The organism is Acinetobacter pittii (genome assembly GCF_034064985.1).
GTDB lineage: Bacteria > Pseudomonadota > Gammaproteobacteria > Pseudomonadales > Moraxellaceae > Acinetobacter > Acinetobacter pittii_H.
This window is the reverse complement of record NZ_CP139249.1, coordinates 793,204-809,456: the sequence shown is the minus strand read 5'-3', so window position 1 is coordinate 809,456 and position 16,253 is coordinate 793,204. Positions and strand designations below refer to the sequence as shown.

Annotated in this window: 12 protein-coding genes; 1 reads left to right on the top strand and 11 read right to left on the bottom strand. The window is 39.6% G+C overall.

The window, feature by feature from the left end:
• Positions 1-139 precede the first annotated feature (139 nt).
• From SOI76_RS03900 to SOI76_RS03890, 3 genes are all read right to left on the bottom strand, one after another.
• Positions 140-1,642, bottom strand: a complete 1,503-nt coding sequence (locus SOI76_RS03900) for a cation:proton antiporter (RefSeq protein ID WP_057075047.1) — start codon at positions 1,640-1,642, stop codon at positions 140-142.
• A gap of 240 nt (positions 1,643-1,882) precedes the next feature.
• Positions 1,883-2,782, bottom strand: coding sequence for a neutral zinc metallopeptidase (locus tag SOI76_RS03895; protein ID WP_104079835.1), 900 nt, complete (start codon positions 2,780-2,782; stop codon positions 1,883-1,885).
• A gap of 27 nt (positions 2,783-2,809) precedes the next feature.
• Entirely contained in the window at positions 2,810-3,739 is a 930-nt protein-coding gene (locus SOI76_RS03890) for a DUF808 domain-containing protein (RefSeq protein WP_032056128.1), read from the bottom strand.
• Positions 3,740-3,947: 208 nt separating this feature from the next.
• Here SOI76_RS03890 and trpS point away from each other — a divergent pair, with 208 nt between their 5' ends.
• Entirely contained in the window at positions 3,948-4,961 is a 1,014-nt protein-coding gene (gene trpS / locus SOI76_RS03885) for a tryptophan--tRNA ligase (RefSeq protein ID WP_032056127.1), read from the top strand.
• 409 nt (positions 4,962-5,370) lie between these two features.
• On the opposite strand, the gene sucD is transcribed toward trpS, so the two are convergent.
• The 8 genes from sucD to sdhA all read right to left on the bottom strand — a co-directional run bounded on the left by sucD (position 5,371) and on the right by sdhA (position 16,248).
• Positions 5,371-6,261, bottom strand: a complete 891-nt coding sequence (gene sucD, locus SOI76_RS03880; RefSeq protein ID WP_000114637.1) for a succinate--CoA ligase subunit alpha — start codon at positions 6,259-6,261, stop codon at positions 5,371-5,373.
• A gap of 14 nt (positions 6,262-6,275) precedes the next feature.
• Complete coding sequence (sucC, locus tag SOI76_RS03875; protein ID WP_104079836.1) at positions 6,276-7,442, bottom strand: ADP-forming succinate--CoA ligase subunit beta; 1,167 nt, start codon at positions 7,440-7,442, stop codon at positions 6,276-6,278.
• A gap of 147 nt (positions 7,443-7,589) precedes the next feature.
• Entirely contained in the window at positions 7,590-9,023 is a 1,434-nt protein-coding gene (lpdA, locus tag SOI76_RS03870; protein WP_002116053.1) for a dihydrolipoyl dehydrogenase, read from the bottom strand.
• Positions 9,024-9,084: 61 nt separating this feature from the next.
• Positions 9,085-10,278, bottom strand: a complete 1,194-nt coding sequence (gene odhB, locus SOI76_RS03865) for a 2-oxoglutarate dehydrogenase complex dihydrolipoyllysine-residue succinyltransferase (RefSeq protein WP_104079837.1) — start codon at positions 10,276-10,278, stop codon at positions 9,085-9,087.
• Positions 10,278-13,118, bottom strand: a complete 2,841-nt coding sequence (sucA, locus tag SOI76_RS03860) for a 2-oxoglutarate dehydrogenase E1 component (RefSeq protein ID WP_016143215.1) — start codon at positions 13,116-13,118, stop codon at positions 10,278-10,280. The genes odhB and sucA overlap by 1 nt, the downstream gene beginning before the upstream one ends.
• A gap of 157 nt (positions 13,119-13,275) precedes the next feature.
• A complete protein-coding gene (locus SOI76_RS03850) occupies positions 13,276-13,404 on the bottom strand; it encodes a hypothetical protein (RefSeq protein ID WP_002116082.1) in 129 nt (42 codons plus the stop codon).
• Positions 13,405-13,687: 283 nt separating this feature from the next.
• On the bottom strand, positions 13,688-14,398 hold the full coding sequence (sdhB, locus tag SOI76_RS03845; protein ID WP_004705893.1) for a succinate dehydrogenase iron-sulfur subunit: 711 nt from the start codon (positions 14,396-14,398) through the stop codon (positions 13,688-13,690).
• A 14-nt stretch (positions 14,399-14,412) separates the two neighbouring features.
• The gene (gene sdhA / locus SOI76_RS03840) at positions 14,413-16,248 is read right to left on the bottom strand and encodes a succinate dehydrogenase flavoprotein subunit (protein WP_002116225.1); all 1,836 of its coding nucleotides are present in this window, start codon (positions 16,246-16,248) and stop codon (positions 14,413-14,415) included.
• Positions 16,249-16,253 lie beyond the last annotated feature (5 nt).

The window sequence follows — 16,253 nt, the reverse complement described above, 5'->3', positions numbered from 1 at the left end:
TATAACAATTATTAATATCTTAATAAAATAAAATATATTATTAATGATATATATAGAAAAAAAAGGCTTTAGATAATATTTTACTATTACACTAAAACCTAACTTTTAAATGGTTTATAAAATTTAAAACTATTTAAGTCTAGAAGTTATCGGGACTCTCAAATCGTTTTACTTCTTGTAACTTATTTGGATCATGCATTGTTGCAATTCCATCCTCAGTTTTTTGGTCAACAAGAATATCAGGATTAAAAACAGTGATCGTCTCTCTACCCAGTGCATCTTCTCCAACAATATACTGAAAACCTCTTCGGTTCATCTTATGACACAATCTCTGATAGAACCCTTTTAAGCCTTCAGTTTCTTCATTCGGATTGTAATAAAAAGCATTCATTACAGCTGGCAGACCCAGACCGCAGACTATGCCGGATAGCAACACACTGATAAATGTATAACCAATTAAGATACTACTATAGGGGCTTAAAGCAGGAATATTGGCAACGGCTAAAATCAATGCAAGTGAAATCCCTCCCCGTACCCCACCCCAAGATAAAATAGTTAAACTACCATTATAACTTTTCATTTTCCGCATATTCGGGAAAAATGCAAAAGCCATGAAGTTAGCTGCAAAACGAGAGATATGTAGGATAAAGAACGCAACAATACCGCCTAAAATCAGGCTAAAGTTTAGATCAAGAATAAATAACTCTAAGCCAATTAAAGTAAATAAGAATGAGTTAATAATTCCTTCTACAGTGTGCCAGAAATGGTTAACTTCTTGAATCTCACGCTCTTCGCGTATTTCTTTCCATTTATTCCCAACAATTAAGCCACCAATTACACAAGCAATCGGTGCTGATGCATGCGCAAACAAAGCAACCAAATATGCTCCACTCGCGAGTAGCGCAGTGGTTAAAATCAGGGACTCCATTTCGTGTTTACCACGTAATAGACGCAACACCCCTACCCCAAATGCCCAACCAATCCCGACTGCAACAACAATTTCATAGAGTAAAGCTTCTAATGTTGCCACTAATGAGAAATGTTCACCTTGCAAAACATTAAGCAAGGTCATAAACAATGCAATACACATTGCATCATTAAATAATGATTCACCTTCTAGCTTAACAATTAAATGATGAGGTGCGCGAATCGAACTAAGTACACCTTTAATACCAATAGGGTCTGTTGCCCCTAAAGCTGCACCTAAAAGTAACAACACCAGAATTGGCACGTGATATCCAACCAGTAATTGGAATCCGTAGAGTAAACTGCCAAACAATACGGCGCAAAGCACTAAGGCAATGGTTGCCAAAATACTAATTTGTTTCCAATAACTTTTTAGGTCTGAGATTTTAAATTTGAGTGCCGAAGAAGTCAGAATAAAACAAATAACACCATTAATTAAAAAATCATAAAAATCGATATGGCGTACTGCTTCTTCAATATTATGAATATTAATGGTGATAAACTGATTACCGTTTAGTAGGCTTGCACCCCACTGTAGAATAAAGACAAAAATCGCAGAAACAAGAGGAACACCAATCGCTTGGGGAAAACCCAAAATACGTTTATTAAAAATCGTGGTTGCGATTGATAGCGCAAAAACCACTGTAAATGCTTGTAGTAGAAAAAAATTACCCATGAACACCCTTCTTCTGGGTCAACGACCAAATAAGAAAATTTTGCTAGGTCGACCAAACTAAACAAAATGCAGGCATTAATAATGCCATGATCATAAAAAATGAAAATTCGGATGCAAGTTTAACGAATTGATTGAACAATCTATCAATCTGTTAAATTTCTTAACATTATTTATAGTTAACATTTAAAGGAAGATGGATGAGCTTCTTAAATACTATTAATAAGTCTCATCCTTCTATATTTAGATTGAATTATTGAAGGTGTCACACTGATTAATATCACCGGTTTTTAAACCAACTTGGAACCAATGCATTCGCTGTTCACTGCTACCATGAGTAAAGCTATCAGGAACAACCTGACCAGTAGAACGCTTCTGTAAATAATCATCTCCAATTTTTTGAGCAGCATCCATTGCTTCTTCAATATCACCTTGCTCTAAAAATTGAGTTCGCTGTTGGTTATGGTTAGCCCAAATACCTGCTAAACAATCAGCTTGTAATTCTTGGCGAACAGACAATTGATTACCTTCTCTTTGGCTCACTTGTGCACGAGCTTGCTGGACTTGTGAAGAAATACCGAGCAGAGTTTGAACATGATGTCCTACCTCATGTGCAACAACATAAGCTTGGGCAAAATCACCAGCCTGATCTTCCCTAGAAAGCTCAGTTTGGTTTTGCTCGCCAGAAATTCCCATTTGCTGACGCATATCTTTAAAGAATTCTGTATCAATATAAACCTTTTGGTCTGCAGGGCAATAAAATGGTCCCATAGCAGATTGAGCTGTGCCACATCCTGATTGAGCTATTCCATTAAATAATACTAATCTTGGTGGTGTATAGCTTTTACCCAACTGTTTAAATATAGGAGTCCATGTATCCTCTGTATCAGCCAAAACTGTTCCAACAAAATCAGAAGCCTCTTTTTGTTCGGCTGTTAGACTCTCTGGTGCAGTTGCATTTGATTGCTGGGAAGCAGTAACCTGCTGCGTTGCTTGATAAGCTTGTTGTGGATCAACCCCAAAAAACTTCCATGCAACAAATGCAACAACCAAACCAATAATACTAATACCACCAGCTCTAACACCGCCACCACCTCGGCGGTCTTCCACATTGCTACTAATTCGACGACCTTTCCAGCGCATAATTTTCCTCTTCTTTTTAGAATGGCATCATGAACCCGATGCTTTTTTAGGCCACATTTTTTGTATTAAGCTTACAATTAATAAAACAATTGCACCCGCAACTAATCCTATTCCAAAGTTAATCAATGTCGGTGTTAAAGCACCAATGATATTACCTACCGCTGGTATTGTTTCTACGTGATCCACAGTGTCTTCAGTTAAATGATGAAGTAACGGAATCGTATGATTAATAATCCCACCACCCACTAAAAACATTGCAATAGTGCCCACGATTGAAAGCAATTTCATCAAAATAGGAGCAAAAGCCAATAGACCTCGACCTATAGTTTGTTTAAATGAGGCAGTTTGCTTAGTTAAATATAATCCTAAGTCATCAATTTTAACAATCATGCCAACCAGACCATACACACCGATTGTCATGACAACGGCAATAATGCTGAGAACACTTACCTTAGTCATTAAAGTAGCTGTAGCCACAGTACCTAAAGAAATAACGACAATTTCAGCTGATAAAATAAAGTCAGTTCTTACTGCTCCTTTTATTTTTTCTTTCTCAAAATTTGCTAAATCTAATTCTTCACTATCAAGCTCTGCTTTTGCTTCTTCTGTTGTAGAAGCTTTTTTATGCATAATGGTATGGAGAACTTTCTCCACTCCCTCATAACATAAAAATAAACCTCCGAGCATTAATAAAGGATTAATGAGCCAAGGCGCAATCACGCTAATTAATAAAGCTAAAGGAACTAAAATGAGCTTATTAACAAATGAGCCTTTAGCGACTTTCCAAACAATAGGAAGCTCACGATCTGCACGAACACCTGTTACTTGCTGGGCATTCAGGGCTAAATCATCACCTAAAACTCCGGCAGTTTTCTTCGCTGCCATTTTACTCATTAAAGCAACATCATCTAAAATTGTTGCAATATCATCTAGTAATAAAAGTAAGCCACTTGCCATTTCTTATCCAAGTTTGTATTTATTAAGCTATTGTAAGATGATTTTTTTGAATTTCTGTAATTTTACTGAATAAATTCACAATATTATTTTAAGAAAAGTTTATCCAATCGCTGACGATTTTTTTTTATTTCCCGTACAATAATGCCAATCTTTTATATTGCAGGGCTTACTACCCCCTGATTAAGCCAATAAGACAGTGGAATAAATAATGAGTAATGTTGATCAGCGTCCAATTATTTTGACAGGCGACCGCCCAACCGGACAACTTCATCTCGGGCATTTTGTCGGTTCTTTGCGTTCTCGTGTAGGATTACAGGATAGCCATCATCAACATCTCTTGTTAGCAGATGCACAAGCATTAACAGATAATGCAGATAACCCAGATAAAGTCCGTCGCAATATTTTGGAAGTGGCTCTAGATTATCTAGCTGTCGGCATTGATCCAACAAAAACGACCATTTGTGTTCAATCTTGCTTGCCAGCACTGAATGAGCTCACAATGCTCTATCTTAACTTCGTAACTGTTGCTCGCTTAGAACGTAACCCAACCATTAAATCTGAAATTCAAATGCGTGGTTTCGAGCGTGATATTCCAGCTGGTTTCCTCTGCTACCCTGTTGCACAAGCGGCTGATATTACTGCTTTCAAAGCGACTGTCGTTCCGGTAGGTGAAGATCAGATTCCAATGATTGAACAAACGAATGAAGTGGTACGCCGTGTAAACCGTCAAATTGGTCAAGATCTTTTGCCTGAATGTAAAGCTTTGCTTTCTAACATGGCACGTTTACCTGGCTTTGACGGTAAAGCAAAAATGTCTAAATCATTAGGCAATACCATCGTTTTAAATGCTTCTGATAAAGACATCAAAAAAGCTGTAAATGCGATGTACACCGATCCAAATCACCTTCGCATCGAAGATCCAGGTCAAGTTGAAGGAAATATTGTATTTACTTATTTAGATGCATTTGATCCAAATAAAGAAGAAGTTGAAGAGTTAAAAGCTCATTATCGTCGTGGTGGTCTTGGTGATGGTACGGTTAAAAAGCGTCTTGAAGGTGTGTTAAAAGAGTTAATTACGCCTATTCGTGAACGTCGCGAAGAACTTGCTAAAGATCCTGACTATATTATGGATGTTTTACGTCAAGGTACAGATAAGTGCCGTCTTATTACTCAACAGACTTTAGACGAAGTTAAAGATGGTTTAGGTTTATTTAAATTTTAATCCTTTTTGAAAACTAAAAGCCCTGCGGGGCTTTTTTTATTTATTAGATTCATAATATTCATTTTTTAGAATTACTAATGTATTGATAGCCATTCACAGGCTTTTACCCTATTAACGTGAAGTAACACTTATTAACGCTAATAGCGATGAAGGATATCTTAACTTTATCTATTATTCTCTATGTAGGTTACATCATATGAGCCTCACGACATTTCTCCTTAAACCGAAACTGTTTTTACAGATTCGTTGTTCTACGCAATGATCACCCCAATCATTGCGTATTTTTTTGCCTAAAAATTTTATTTATGAATTAGCTATACTTATAAAAACTCTTATTTTTCTTTAATAAATAAAAAAGCACCGCATCATTTTTCAGATGCGGTGCTTTTTAAGATTCAGGGTAAAGCGATTAAGCTAAACCTTTCTCTTTTAAAACTTGCAACATAGTTGAACCAAGCTCAGCTGGGCTACGAGTGTAAGCCATACCTGCTTTTTCAAATGCAGCGAATTTCTCTTCAGCAGTACCTTGACCACCAGAAATGATCGCACCAGCGTGACCCATACGCTTACCTTTAGGAGCAGTTACACCAGCAATGTAACCTACTACAGGCTTAGTCACGTTAGATTTGATGAATTCAGCAGCTTCTTCTTCCGCTGTACCACCGATCTCACCGATCATGATGATTGCATCAGTATCTGGATCGTCTTGGAACAATTGAAGCGCTTCGATTTGGTTCATACCTGGGATTGGATCACCACCGATACCGATACAAGTAGACTGACCTAAACCAAGCTTAGTTGTTTGAGCAACAGCTTCATAAGTCAATGTACCTGAACGTGAGATGATACCAATACGACCTGGTTGGTGAATGTGACCAGGCATAATACCAATCTTACATTCGCCTGGAGTGATCACGCCTGGACAGTTAGGACCAACTAAACGAGTACCGTTACCGTTAGTTTCTAAATAGCGTTTTGCTTTAAGCATGTCGATTGTTGGAACACCTTCAGTGATCACAACGATTAGGCCAACACCTGAATCAACTGCTTCAACGATTGAGTCTAAAACGAATGGAGCTGGTACATAGATTACAGATGCATCTGCATTTGTTTCACGTACAGCTTCTTTCATTGTGTTAAATACTGGTAAGTCAAGGTGAGTAGTACCACCTTTACCTGGAGTAACACCACCAACAACTTTTGTACCGTAGTCTAAAGCTTGTGCAGAGTGGAAAGTACCGTTTTTACCAGTAAAACCTTGTACCAATACTTTAGTGTCTTTATTAATTAATACGCTCATGATTGATACTCCCCTTACGCTTTAACTGCAGCTACAACTTTTTCTGCGGCATCAGACAAGCCGTTTGCAGAAATTAATTTCAAACCAGATTCATCAAGTAATTTAGCACCTAACTCAGCGTTGTTACCTTCTAAACGAACAACAACTGGAACAGTTACGTTTACTTCTTGAACCGCTGCAATAATCGCTTCAGCAATCATGTCACAACGTACGATACCACCGAAGATGTTGATTAAAACACCTTGTACAGACGTATCAGCAAGGATGATTTTGAACGCTTCGATTACGCGCTCTTTAGTTGCGCCGCCACCAACGTCAAGGAAGTTTGCAGGCTGACCACCATAAAGTTTAATGATGTCCATAGTTGCCATTGCAAGACCAGCACCGTTAACCATACAACCGATGTTACCTTCTAAAGCAACATAGTTAAGATCAAATTCAGATGCTTTTAATTCACGCTCATTCTCTTGAGATTTGTCACGTAAAGCAGCAACTTTAGGTAAACGGTAAAGCGCGTTAGAGTCGATACCTACTTTCGCGTCTACACATAAAATTTCGCCATTTTCACGAACTGAAAGTGGGTTAATTTCAAATAAAGCAAAATCATTTTCAACAAATGCTTGGTAAGCAGCTGTCATGATTTTTACGAATTTACCGATTTGCTTGTCTTTCAAACCTAAAGCAAACGCAACTTCACGTGCTTGGAATGGTTGTAAGCCAACTAATGGATCAACTTCAACTTTGATAATTTTTTCTGGAGTTTCTTCTGCAACTTTCTCGATTTCTACACCACCTTCTGTAGAAGCCATGAAAGTAATACGACGGCTAGAACGGTCTACAACCGCACCTAAGTAAAGCTCACGCTCAACTGGGTATACGTCTTCAGCAACAATAATGCTGTTTACTGGTTGACCATTTGCATCTGTTTGATACGTTACAAGACGAGTACCAATGATATTGTTTGCAAATTCGATAACGTCTTCTTTAGATTTTGCAACTTTAACGCCACCAGCCTTACCACGACCACCAGCATGAACTTGCGCTTTCATTACCGCGAATTTACCACCAAGCTGTTCAAATGCAGCAACTGCTTCGTCTGCATTGGTAGCCAAGATACCTTCTTGTACTGGCATACCATATTCTTTCAATAACGCTTTAGCTTGATACTCATGTAAGTTCATTTAGTTACCTACTTAACTTTGTTTGTTGTCTTCAATTTGCGCAACATTCTCATGTTGCATATGCAAATTGCTGTCTACGTCTTTCACCTTGATGCTTTTTTAATCACACCATCGAATGTGAAAAAGAGCGGAGAACCGCTCTTTATTTTATTTACGCTTACGTTGAATCGCGTGAATTGCACGACCATCTACAGCAAGTGCAGCTTCATGAACAACTTCAGAGAATGTTGGATGACCAAATGTCATTAACTGAAGATCTTCAACAGAAGATACAAATTCAAGAGCGATCATACCTTGGTGTACGATATCAGATGCTGCAGGTCCAATAACATGCATACCTAATAAACGGTCAGTTTTTGCATCAGCAACAAACTTAACAAAACCAGCGCCTTCACCCGCCGCTAAAGCACGACCATTTACAGCAAAACCGAATTGACCAGTTTTAACTTCATGACCTTTTTCTTTAGCTTGTTCTTCAGTTAAACCAACCCAAGCCGCTTCCGGATGTGTATAGATAACAGAAATGATTGTGTCATAGTTCACTTGAGCTGCATGACCGTGGATACGTTCAACAGCCATTACACCTTCTTCCATTGCTTTATGAGCAAGCATTGGACCGCGAACCAAGTCACCAATCGCATATACACCTTCTACAGAAGTTGCACAGTGATCGTTTACTTCAACTAGACCGCGTTCAGTCAATTTAATGCCTGAATCATCTGCCAATAAACCTTCTGCATAAGCTTTACGGCCTACACAAACGATTAATTTGTCAAAAGTCTGAGTTTTTTCTTCGCCGCCTTGAGTGTATTTAACAGTCACTTCACGACCATTAATTTCAGTACCAGAAACTTTAGCACCGATACGAATATCAAGACCTTGCTTAGTTAAAAGTTTTTGGTAGTCTTTTGCCAAAGCTTTATCAGCCATTGGTAAGAATGCATCCATTGCTTCAAAAACAACAACTTCAGCACCAAGACGACGCCAAACAGAACCAAGCTCTAAACCGATTACACCAGCACCAATAACACCTAAACGCTTAGGTACTTCTGGGAAGTTCAATGCACCAGTTGAATCAACAATAATATCTTGATCTACAGGAGCTACAGGAATATTTACAGGTACAGAACCAGACGCAAGAATAACGTATTTAGGTTCTAAAACTTGAGTTTCACCTTCATGAGAAACAAACTCAACTTTTTTACCAGCAAGTAATTTACCAGTACCTTTTAACCACTCAATACCATTGCCTTTAAGCAATTGATCGATACCACCAGTTAATTGGTCAACAATTTTGTCTTTACGAGCAAGAAGCTTAGCAAGATCAAAATTCACTTCACCTGTAGTGATACCGTGATCAGCTAAGTGATGTACTGTATCTTCATAACGGTGAGAAGAGTCAAGTAATGCTTTAGAAGGAATACAACCCACGTTTAAGCATGTACCACCTAAAGATGGTTTACCGTTGTGAATACGTTTTTCGATACAAGCGACTTTAAAACCTAGTTGAGCAGCGCGAATCGCAGCTTCATAACCACCAGGACCACCACCAATAACAACAAGATCAAATTGTTGAGACATTGTTTATCTCCATGGTCCGAGATAGAGGATCACTCTACCTCGGTAATATTATTCGAAGAAATTAAAGATCAAGGATGAGTTTAGCTGGTTCTTCTAACAATTCTTTGATTGCTACCAAGAAACCTACAGCTTCTTTACCATCGATCATACGGTGGTCATAAGAAAGTGCTAAATACATCATTGGCAAGATTTCAACTTGACCATTTACAGCCATAGGACGCTCTTGGATTTTGTGCATACCCAAGATACCAGTTTGTGGCTGATTCAAAATAGGAGTTGAAAGTAATGAACCGAAAGTACCACCGTTAGTGATTGTGAAAGTACCACCAGTCATTTCTTCGATAGATAATTTACCATCACGTGCTTTACCAGCATAAGCAGCAATACCTGCTTCAACTTCTGCGTAGCTCATACGGTCAGTATCACGCAATACTGGTACAACAAGACCACGATCAGAAGATACTGCAACACCGATGTCATAGTAACCGTGATAAACAATATCATCACCATCAATTGAAGCATTTACCGCTGGGTAGCGTTTAAGTGCTTCAGTAGCAGCTTTAACAAAGAATGACATGAAGCCTAAACGAGCACCATGGCGTTTTTCAAACGCATCTTTATATTGCTTACGTAATTCCATGATTGGCTTCATGTTAACTTCGTTGAATGTAGTTAACATTGCTGTTTCTTGAGTAGCAGCAAGAAGACGCTCAGCTACACGCTTACGTAAACGAGTCATTGGAACACGTTTTTCGATACGCTCACCAACAGCTACGCTTAACGGAGTAACGTTAGCAGCTGGTTTAGCTTGGTGGTTTGCCACATCTTCTTTAGTGATACGACCACCACGACCAGTACCTTGTACGTCAGCAGCAGCAATACCAGATTCAGTTAACGCTTTACGAACTGCAGGAGCTTGGTCAGATACAGTTTCTGTACGCTCAACAACAGGAGCCGCACCAGCTTGAGTTTGAGCAGCCGCTTGCTCTACTGCAGGAGCAGCCGTCGCTGCACCAGCACCAGCTTCAAACTGAGCAATCACTTCGTCAGAAAGAACTGTATCGCCTTCATCTTTAATGATCGCAACTAAGCTACCATCAGCAGGAGCAACAACTTCTAAAACAACTTTGTCGGTTTCAATATCACAGATCACTTCGTCACGTGATACAGGTTCACCCACCTTTTTATGCCAAGTTGCGATGGTTCCATCTGCAACAGACTCTGGGAATACCGGCGCTTTAATTTCGGTTGCCATTATTGAGAATCTCCTGATTGTTCAGCTTCGATTGCCAATGCATCATTAATTAGCTGAGCTTGTTGTTTTGCATGCAAGTACGGTGAGCCACAAGCTGGTGCAGCAGAAGCTTCACGACCTGCAAAACTGATACGGATTTGTTTGCCAGATTTTAAGATATCGTCATATAAACGCGGTGCAATAAATAACCATGCGCCTTGGTTCTTCGGCTCTTCTTGTGCCCAAACAAGTTCTTTCACGTTTGGATATGCAGCCAAGATTTCTGCAAGACGTTGCTCTGGATATGGATACAACTGTTCAATACGCACAATTGCGACATTAGTTAAGTTTTGTTCACGACGTTTTTCGAGTAAGTCGTAATAAACTTTACCGCCACAAAGTACAAGACGAGTTACATCTGACTTGTTAATTTGATCGATTTCGTCAATTACAGTTTGGAATGAACCATTTGCAAGCTCTTCTAAAGTAGAAGTCGCAAGTTTATGACGAAGTAAAGATTTTGGTGACATTACAATCAATGGCTTACGAATTGGGCGTACAGCTTGACGACGTAATGCGTGGAAAATCTGTGCAGGTGTCGTTGGAGTGATCACTTGCATGTTGTCTTCAGCACATAACTGTAAGAAACGTTCTAAACGAGCTGATGAGTGTTCTGGACCTTGGCCTTCGAAACCGTGTGGTAACAACATTGTTAAACCACAAACACGCTCCCACTTAGTCTCACCAGAAGCAATGAACTGGTCAATTACAACCTGAGCACAGTTTACGAAGTCACCAAATTGTGCTTCCCAAATAATTAAGCTCTTAGGAATTGTGGTTGCATAACCATATTCGAATGCAAGGACAGCTTCTTCAGATAATAAAGAATCGTAAATTGCAAAACGTGGTTGGTTCTCTTTAACATGACAAAGAGGAATGTAAGTTGAACCATCAGCTTGGTTATGCAATTTCGCATGACGGTGTGAGAAGGTACCACGACCCACGTCTTCACCAGTAATACGAACTAGATAGTCTTCATCTAATAAAGTTGCATAAGCTAAAGTTTCTGCTGCACCCCAGTTTAAAGGAGTTTCACCGGTTTGCATTTTTACGCGATCTTCAATTACTTTTTGAACCTGACGCTGCATTACAAACCCTTCAGGAAGTTTGCTCATGCCCTCGCCTAATTCTTTTAAGCGATTTAAGTCAAATGAAGTATCCCAATCGTCTGTGTAGTCATGGCCCAAATATGGAGTCCAATCTACAAACATTTTGGTATTTGGTTCAAGAATTAACGCATTTGCTACATGATTACCCGCTTCTAAATCAGAACGATAATCTTCAACCATTTGGTCTGCTTCAGCACGATCAATTACTTTTTGTTGAACAAGTTGATCAGCATAAAGTGTACGAGTAGTTGCCTTCTTAGCAATTACTTGATACATCAATGGTTGTGTACCAGATGGCTCATCTGCTTCGTTATGGCCACGACGGCGATAACAGAACAAATCGATAACAACATCTTTACGGAATTCGTGACGGAAATCATGTGCTAATTGAGTAGCAAAGATAACAGCTTCAGGATCATCACCATTTACATGGAAAATTGGTGCCTGAATCATTTTAGCAACGTCTGTACAGTATTCCGTAGAACGTGCATCACGAGGGTCAGAAGTTGTGAAACCTACTTGGTTGTTCACAATAATATGAACTGTACCACCAACCGTATAGCCACGAGTTTGTGACATTTGGAAGGTTTCCATGTTCACGCCTTGACCTGCAAATGCCGCATCACCATGAACAATCACTGGTAAAACGTCATCACCGCCAATGTCTCTACGACGTACTTGACGTGCACGTACAGAACCTTCAACTACAGGCCCAACAATTTCCAAGTGAGATGGGTTAAATGCCAATGCCAAGTGAACTTCGCCACCTGGAGTCATTACATTACTTGAGAAACCTTGGTGGTATTTAACGTCACCTGAACCTTTTTTATGAATTGATTTACCTTCGAACTCACCAAATAAGTCCGCAGGGTTTTTACCCATAATATTCACAAGAAGGTTTAAGCGGCCACGGTGTGGCATACCAATAACAACTTCTTTACATCCTACAGCACCAGCACGCTGGATAATCTCGTTTACCATAGGAATAAAAGACTCGCCGCCTTCAACACCAAAGCGTTTAGCACCGACGTATTTATTACCAAGATATTTTTCAAGACCTTCTGCAGCAGTTAAACGCTCTAAGAAGCCTTTCTTTTGATCATTTGTGTAATTGAATTTACCACGAGCACTTTCAAGACGCTGTTGAATCCAACGCTTTTCTTTTGTGTCCACGATATGCATGTATTCAACACCGATTGAACCACAATAGATTGCCTCCATTGCTTCAATCATTTCAGCAAGCGTTGCTTCACTTTTGCCGATTTCAAGATTGCCGGTATTGAATACAGTATCTAAATCTGATTTGGTTAAACCGTGAGCTGAAAGATCTAAATCTGGAATCTCTTCACGCTTAGCAAGACCTAATGGATCTAATTTAGCTTTTTGATGTCCGCGATTACGATAAGCAGCAATAAGTTGTAAAACGCCAATTTGACGACGCTCATGCTCAGTACTTACCGTACTTTGTACAACAGGTTGAACACGATTAGCATTACGTCCTAGTAATAGGAATTGCTCACGCACAGCGCTGTGTGGTTGGTCACCCTTTGGATATTTATCGAAATATTGGCGCCAGTCCTCAGCTACAGAGGTTGGGGAAGTCAGGTACTGCTCGTAAAGTTCTTCAATATACGCTGCACTATCAGCGGAAAGTTCAGTGTCAAGACGCAATGCGTCAGCAACTTCTTGCATTTGTGGACCCATTTCCTATTGCAAAAAATATTACAGGCTGCCTTTTAAGCATACCCATGATGCATAATGCCAAATTGGTAAAAAAGGCATTACTTACCCAACAGGTCTTTAAGACCATGGGGCGTCATACTACCTAGAGAGAAAACTCCATAGGTAATTAATGAATCACAACGCCCTCAATGGCATCATCACTCACCTTATACTCGATTAAAACCGAGCAATTTTTTGCAAATCTTTTTAGAAAAATTAACTTTAAAATTAACTTTTCTAAAATGACTTTAACCATAAAAATTAAGCACAGATCCAAGATCGTGCCGCTTAAATTAATTCTACTAGTATACGCTTTTTTCACCTATAACTTTGTGGCAAATCGTATCATGTTCTTAAACAACGATTGATTTTTTTGACACATACCACCTATAAATTGGCGAAATACATAAGCGATTTTATCTTTTAATATATGGTGCAATATATAAAATCCTCGCTCTTTTCGACCAAAGTCTAAAGTTTACATTATAAAATTAAAAAAAAACGCACATCAAGGATGCGCGTTTTCCATTTGTGCAGAATTAACCCGCTTGATCTAATAGCATATTACGGATGTGACCGATTGCTTTTGTAGGGTTTAGACCTTTAGGACATACTGACACACAGTTCATAATACCTTTACAACGGAACAAACTGAACGGATCGTCAAGACGAGCCAAACGGTCTGCAGTAGCAGTATCACGAGAGTCGATAATAAAACGGTATGCATTCAACAATGCTGAAGGACCCAAGAATTTATCAGGGTTCCACCAGAATGATGGGCATGAAGTTGAACAACATGCACAAAGAATACACTCATACAGACCATTTAAGTGTTCACGCTCCTCAGGAGACTGCAAACGCTCTTTAGGTGGAGCTGGCTGGTTATTGATCAAGAATGGCTGAATTTTGTCATATTGATCATAGAATTGGTTCATATCAACAACCAAATCTTTAATAACCGGCAAACCTGGTAATGGACGAATTACAATTTTCTCAGGCAGGTCGTTTAAATTCCATAAACAAGCCAAACCATTTTTGCCATTAATATTCACACCATCCGAACCACAAATACCTTCACGGCAAGAACGACGGAATGTTAATGTTTCGTCTTGAACTTTCAATGCAAGCAATGCATCAAGCAACATACGGTGCTTATCAGTCAATTCAAGCTTGAAAGTTTGCATGTACGGCGCTTTATCCTTATCAGGATCATAGCGGTAGATTTCGAATGTACGAGTACCTCTACTCATCTTTATACTCCCGATTAGAATGTACGTGGCGCTGGTGGAATTGCATCAACAGTCAACGGTTTGAAGCGCACTGGCTTATATTCCAAACGGTTGTCTGATGAATACCATAAAGTATGCTTCATCCACTCATCATCACGGCGACCGTATGAATAAGTTGGGTGATCAGCTGGTAATTCATAATCAACTACCGTATGCGCACCACGACATTCTTTACGCGCAGCAGCTGAAATTAATGTAGCTTTCGCAACTTCATATAAGTTTTCAACTTCAAGCGCTTCAACACGTGCAGTGTTAAATACTTTAGATTTATCTTTCAAGTGAATATTACGTACACGTGGCTCAAGAGCAAGAATCTCTTTTACACCTTTATCAAGCAAAGCTTGAGTACGGAATACACCAGCGTGGTCTTGAACGATATCACGAATTGCATCAGCAACTTCTTGAGCATTTTCACCAGAAGTTGACTCATCCAACTTACGTACGCGATCTAATGTTTGCTCTAATACGTTTGTTGGAAGCGGTGCATATTCATCACCATGATGCTTAGTTACGTAGTCGATAATGTGCTCACCAGCAGCTTTACCAAATACAACCAAGTCAAGAAGTGAGTTAGTACCTAAACGGTTTGCACCATGTACTGATACACAAGAACATTCACCAATTGCATAGAAACCTTTTACAGGTTTAGTGTAGTTGTCTGTACCTGCTTCAGGTAAGCACACTTGACCATGCATATTCGTAGGAATACCACCCATTTGATAATGGATTGTTGGTACTACAGGAATTGGTTCTTTAGTGATGTCAACGTTTGCGAATTTTTTACCGATCTCAAATACAGATGGTAAACGCTTCATGATTGTATCAGCACCCAAGTGAGTCATATCAAGTAAGATATAATCACCTTTTGGACCACAACCACGACCTTCTTTAATTTCTTGGTCCATAGAGCGTGATACGAAGTCACGTGGAGCCAAGTCTTTTAAAGTCGGTGCATAACGTTCCATGAATGGTTCGCCGTCTTTATTACGAAGGATTGCACCTTCACCACGACAACCTTCAGTCAACAATACACCAGCGCCCGCAACACCTGTCGGGTGGAATTGCCAGAATTCCATATCTTGTAATGGAATACCAGCACGAGCAGCCATACCAAGACCGTCACCAGTATTGATATAAGCATTTGTTGATGCACGGTAAACACGACCAGCACCACCGGTCGCAAACAATGTCGCTTTTGCTTGGAATACTGCGATATTACCAGTTTCTTGGTCAATCGCTGTTACACCAAGAACATCACCTGCTTCGTTACGGATCAAATCAAGCGCGATCCATTCAACGAAGAACTGAGTACCCATTTTCACGTTGCTTTGATAAAGCGTGTGCAATAATGCGTGACCAGTACGGTCAGCAGCAGCACAAGCACGTGGAACTGGTTTATCACCATAGTTCGCAGAGTGACCACCGAACGGACGTTGGTAAATTGTACCATCAGCGTTACGGTCAAACGGCATACCCATGTGTTCAAGTTCATACACAACTTTTGGTGCTTCACGACACATAAATTCAATTGCGTCTTGGTCACCTAACCAGTCAGAACCTTTTACCGTATCGTAAAAGTGGAAATGCCAGTTATCTTCTTGCATGTTACCTAACGACGCACCAATACCGCCCTGAGCAGCAACTGTATGTGAACGTGTTGGGAAAACTTTAGTAAGTACTGCAACTTTCAAACCTGCTTGAGCAAGTTGGTAAGATGCACGCATACCAGAACCGCCACCACCAACGATAACTGCATCGAAAGTGAGGTTTTGAATATTTGAATAATCTTCTTTAGGGGTTATCGCGCCCATGATAT

What these genes read in the sequence shown, in the direction of transcription:
- SOI76_RS03900 (WP_057075047.1), bottom strand. Translation starts at nt 1,642, where the DNA reads ATGGGTAATTTTTTTCTACTACAAGCATTTACAGTGGTTTTTGCGCTA.
- SOI76_RS03895 (WP_104079835.1), bottom strand. Translation starts at nt 2,782, where the DNA reads ATGCGCTGGAAAGGTCGTCGAATTAGTAGCAATGTGGAAGACCGCCGA.
- SOI76_RS03890 (WP_032056128.1), bottom strand. Translation starts at nt 3,739, where the DNA reads ATGGCAAGTGGCTTACTTTTATTACTAGATGATATTGCAACAATTTTA.
- trpS (WP_032056127.1), top strand. Translation starts at nt 3,948, where the DNA reads ATGAGTAATGTTGATCAGCGTCCAATTATTTTGACAGGCGACCGCCCA.
- sucD (WP_000114637.1), bottom strand. Translation starts at nt 6,261, where the DNA reads ATGAGCGTATTAATTAATAAAGACACTAAAGTATTGGTACAAGGTTTT.
- sucC (WP_104079836.1), bottom strand. Translation starts at nt 7,442, where the DNA reads ATGAACTTACATGAGTATCAAGCTAAAGCGTTATTGAAAGAATATGGT.
- lpdA (WP_002116053.1), bottom strand. Translation starts at nt 9,023, where the DNA reads ATGTCTCAACAATTTGATCTTGTTGTTATTGGTGGTGGTCCTGGTGGT.
- odhB (WP_104079837.1), bottom strand. Translation starts at nt 10,278, where the DNA reads ATGGCAACCGAAATTAAAGCGCCGGTATTCCCAGAGTCTGTTGCAGAT.
- sucA (WP_016143215.1), bottom strand. Translation starts at nt 13,118, where the DNA reads ATGCAAGAAGTTGCTGACGCATTGCGTCTTGACACTGAACTTTCCGCT.
- SOI76_RS03850 (WP_002116082.1), bottom strand. Translation starts at nt 13,404, where the DNA reads ATGGTTAAAGTCATTTTAGAAAAGTTAATTTTAAAGTTAATTTTTCTA.
- sdhB (WP_004705893.1), bottom strand. Translation starts at nt 14,398, where the DNA reads ATGAGTAGAGGTACTCGTACATTCGAAATCTACCGCTATGATCCTGAT.
- sdhA (WP_002116225.1), bottom strand. Translation starts at nt 16,248, where the DNA reads ATGGGCGCGATAACCCCTAAAGAAGATTATTCAAATATTCAAAACCTC.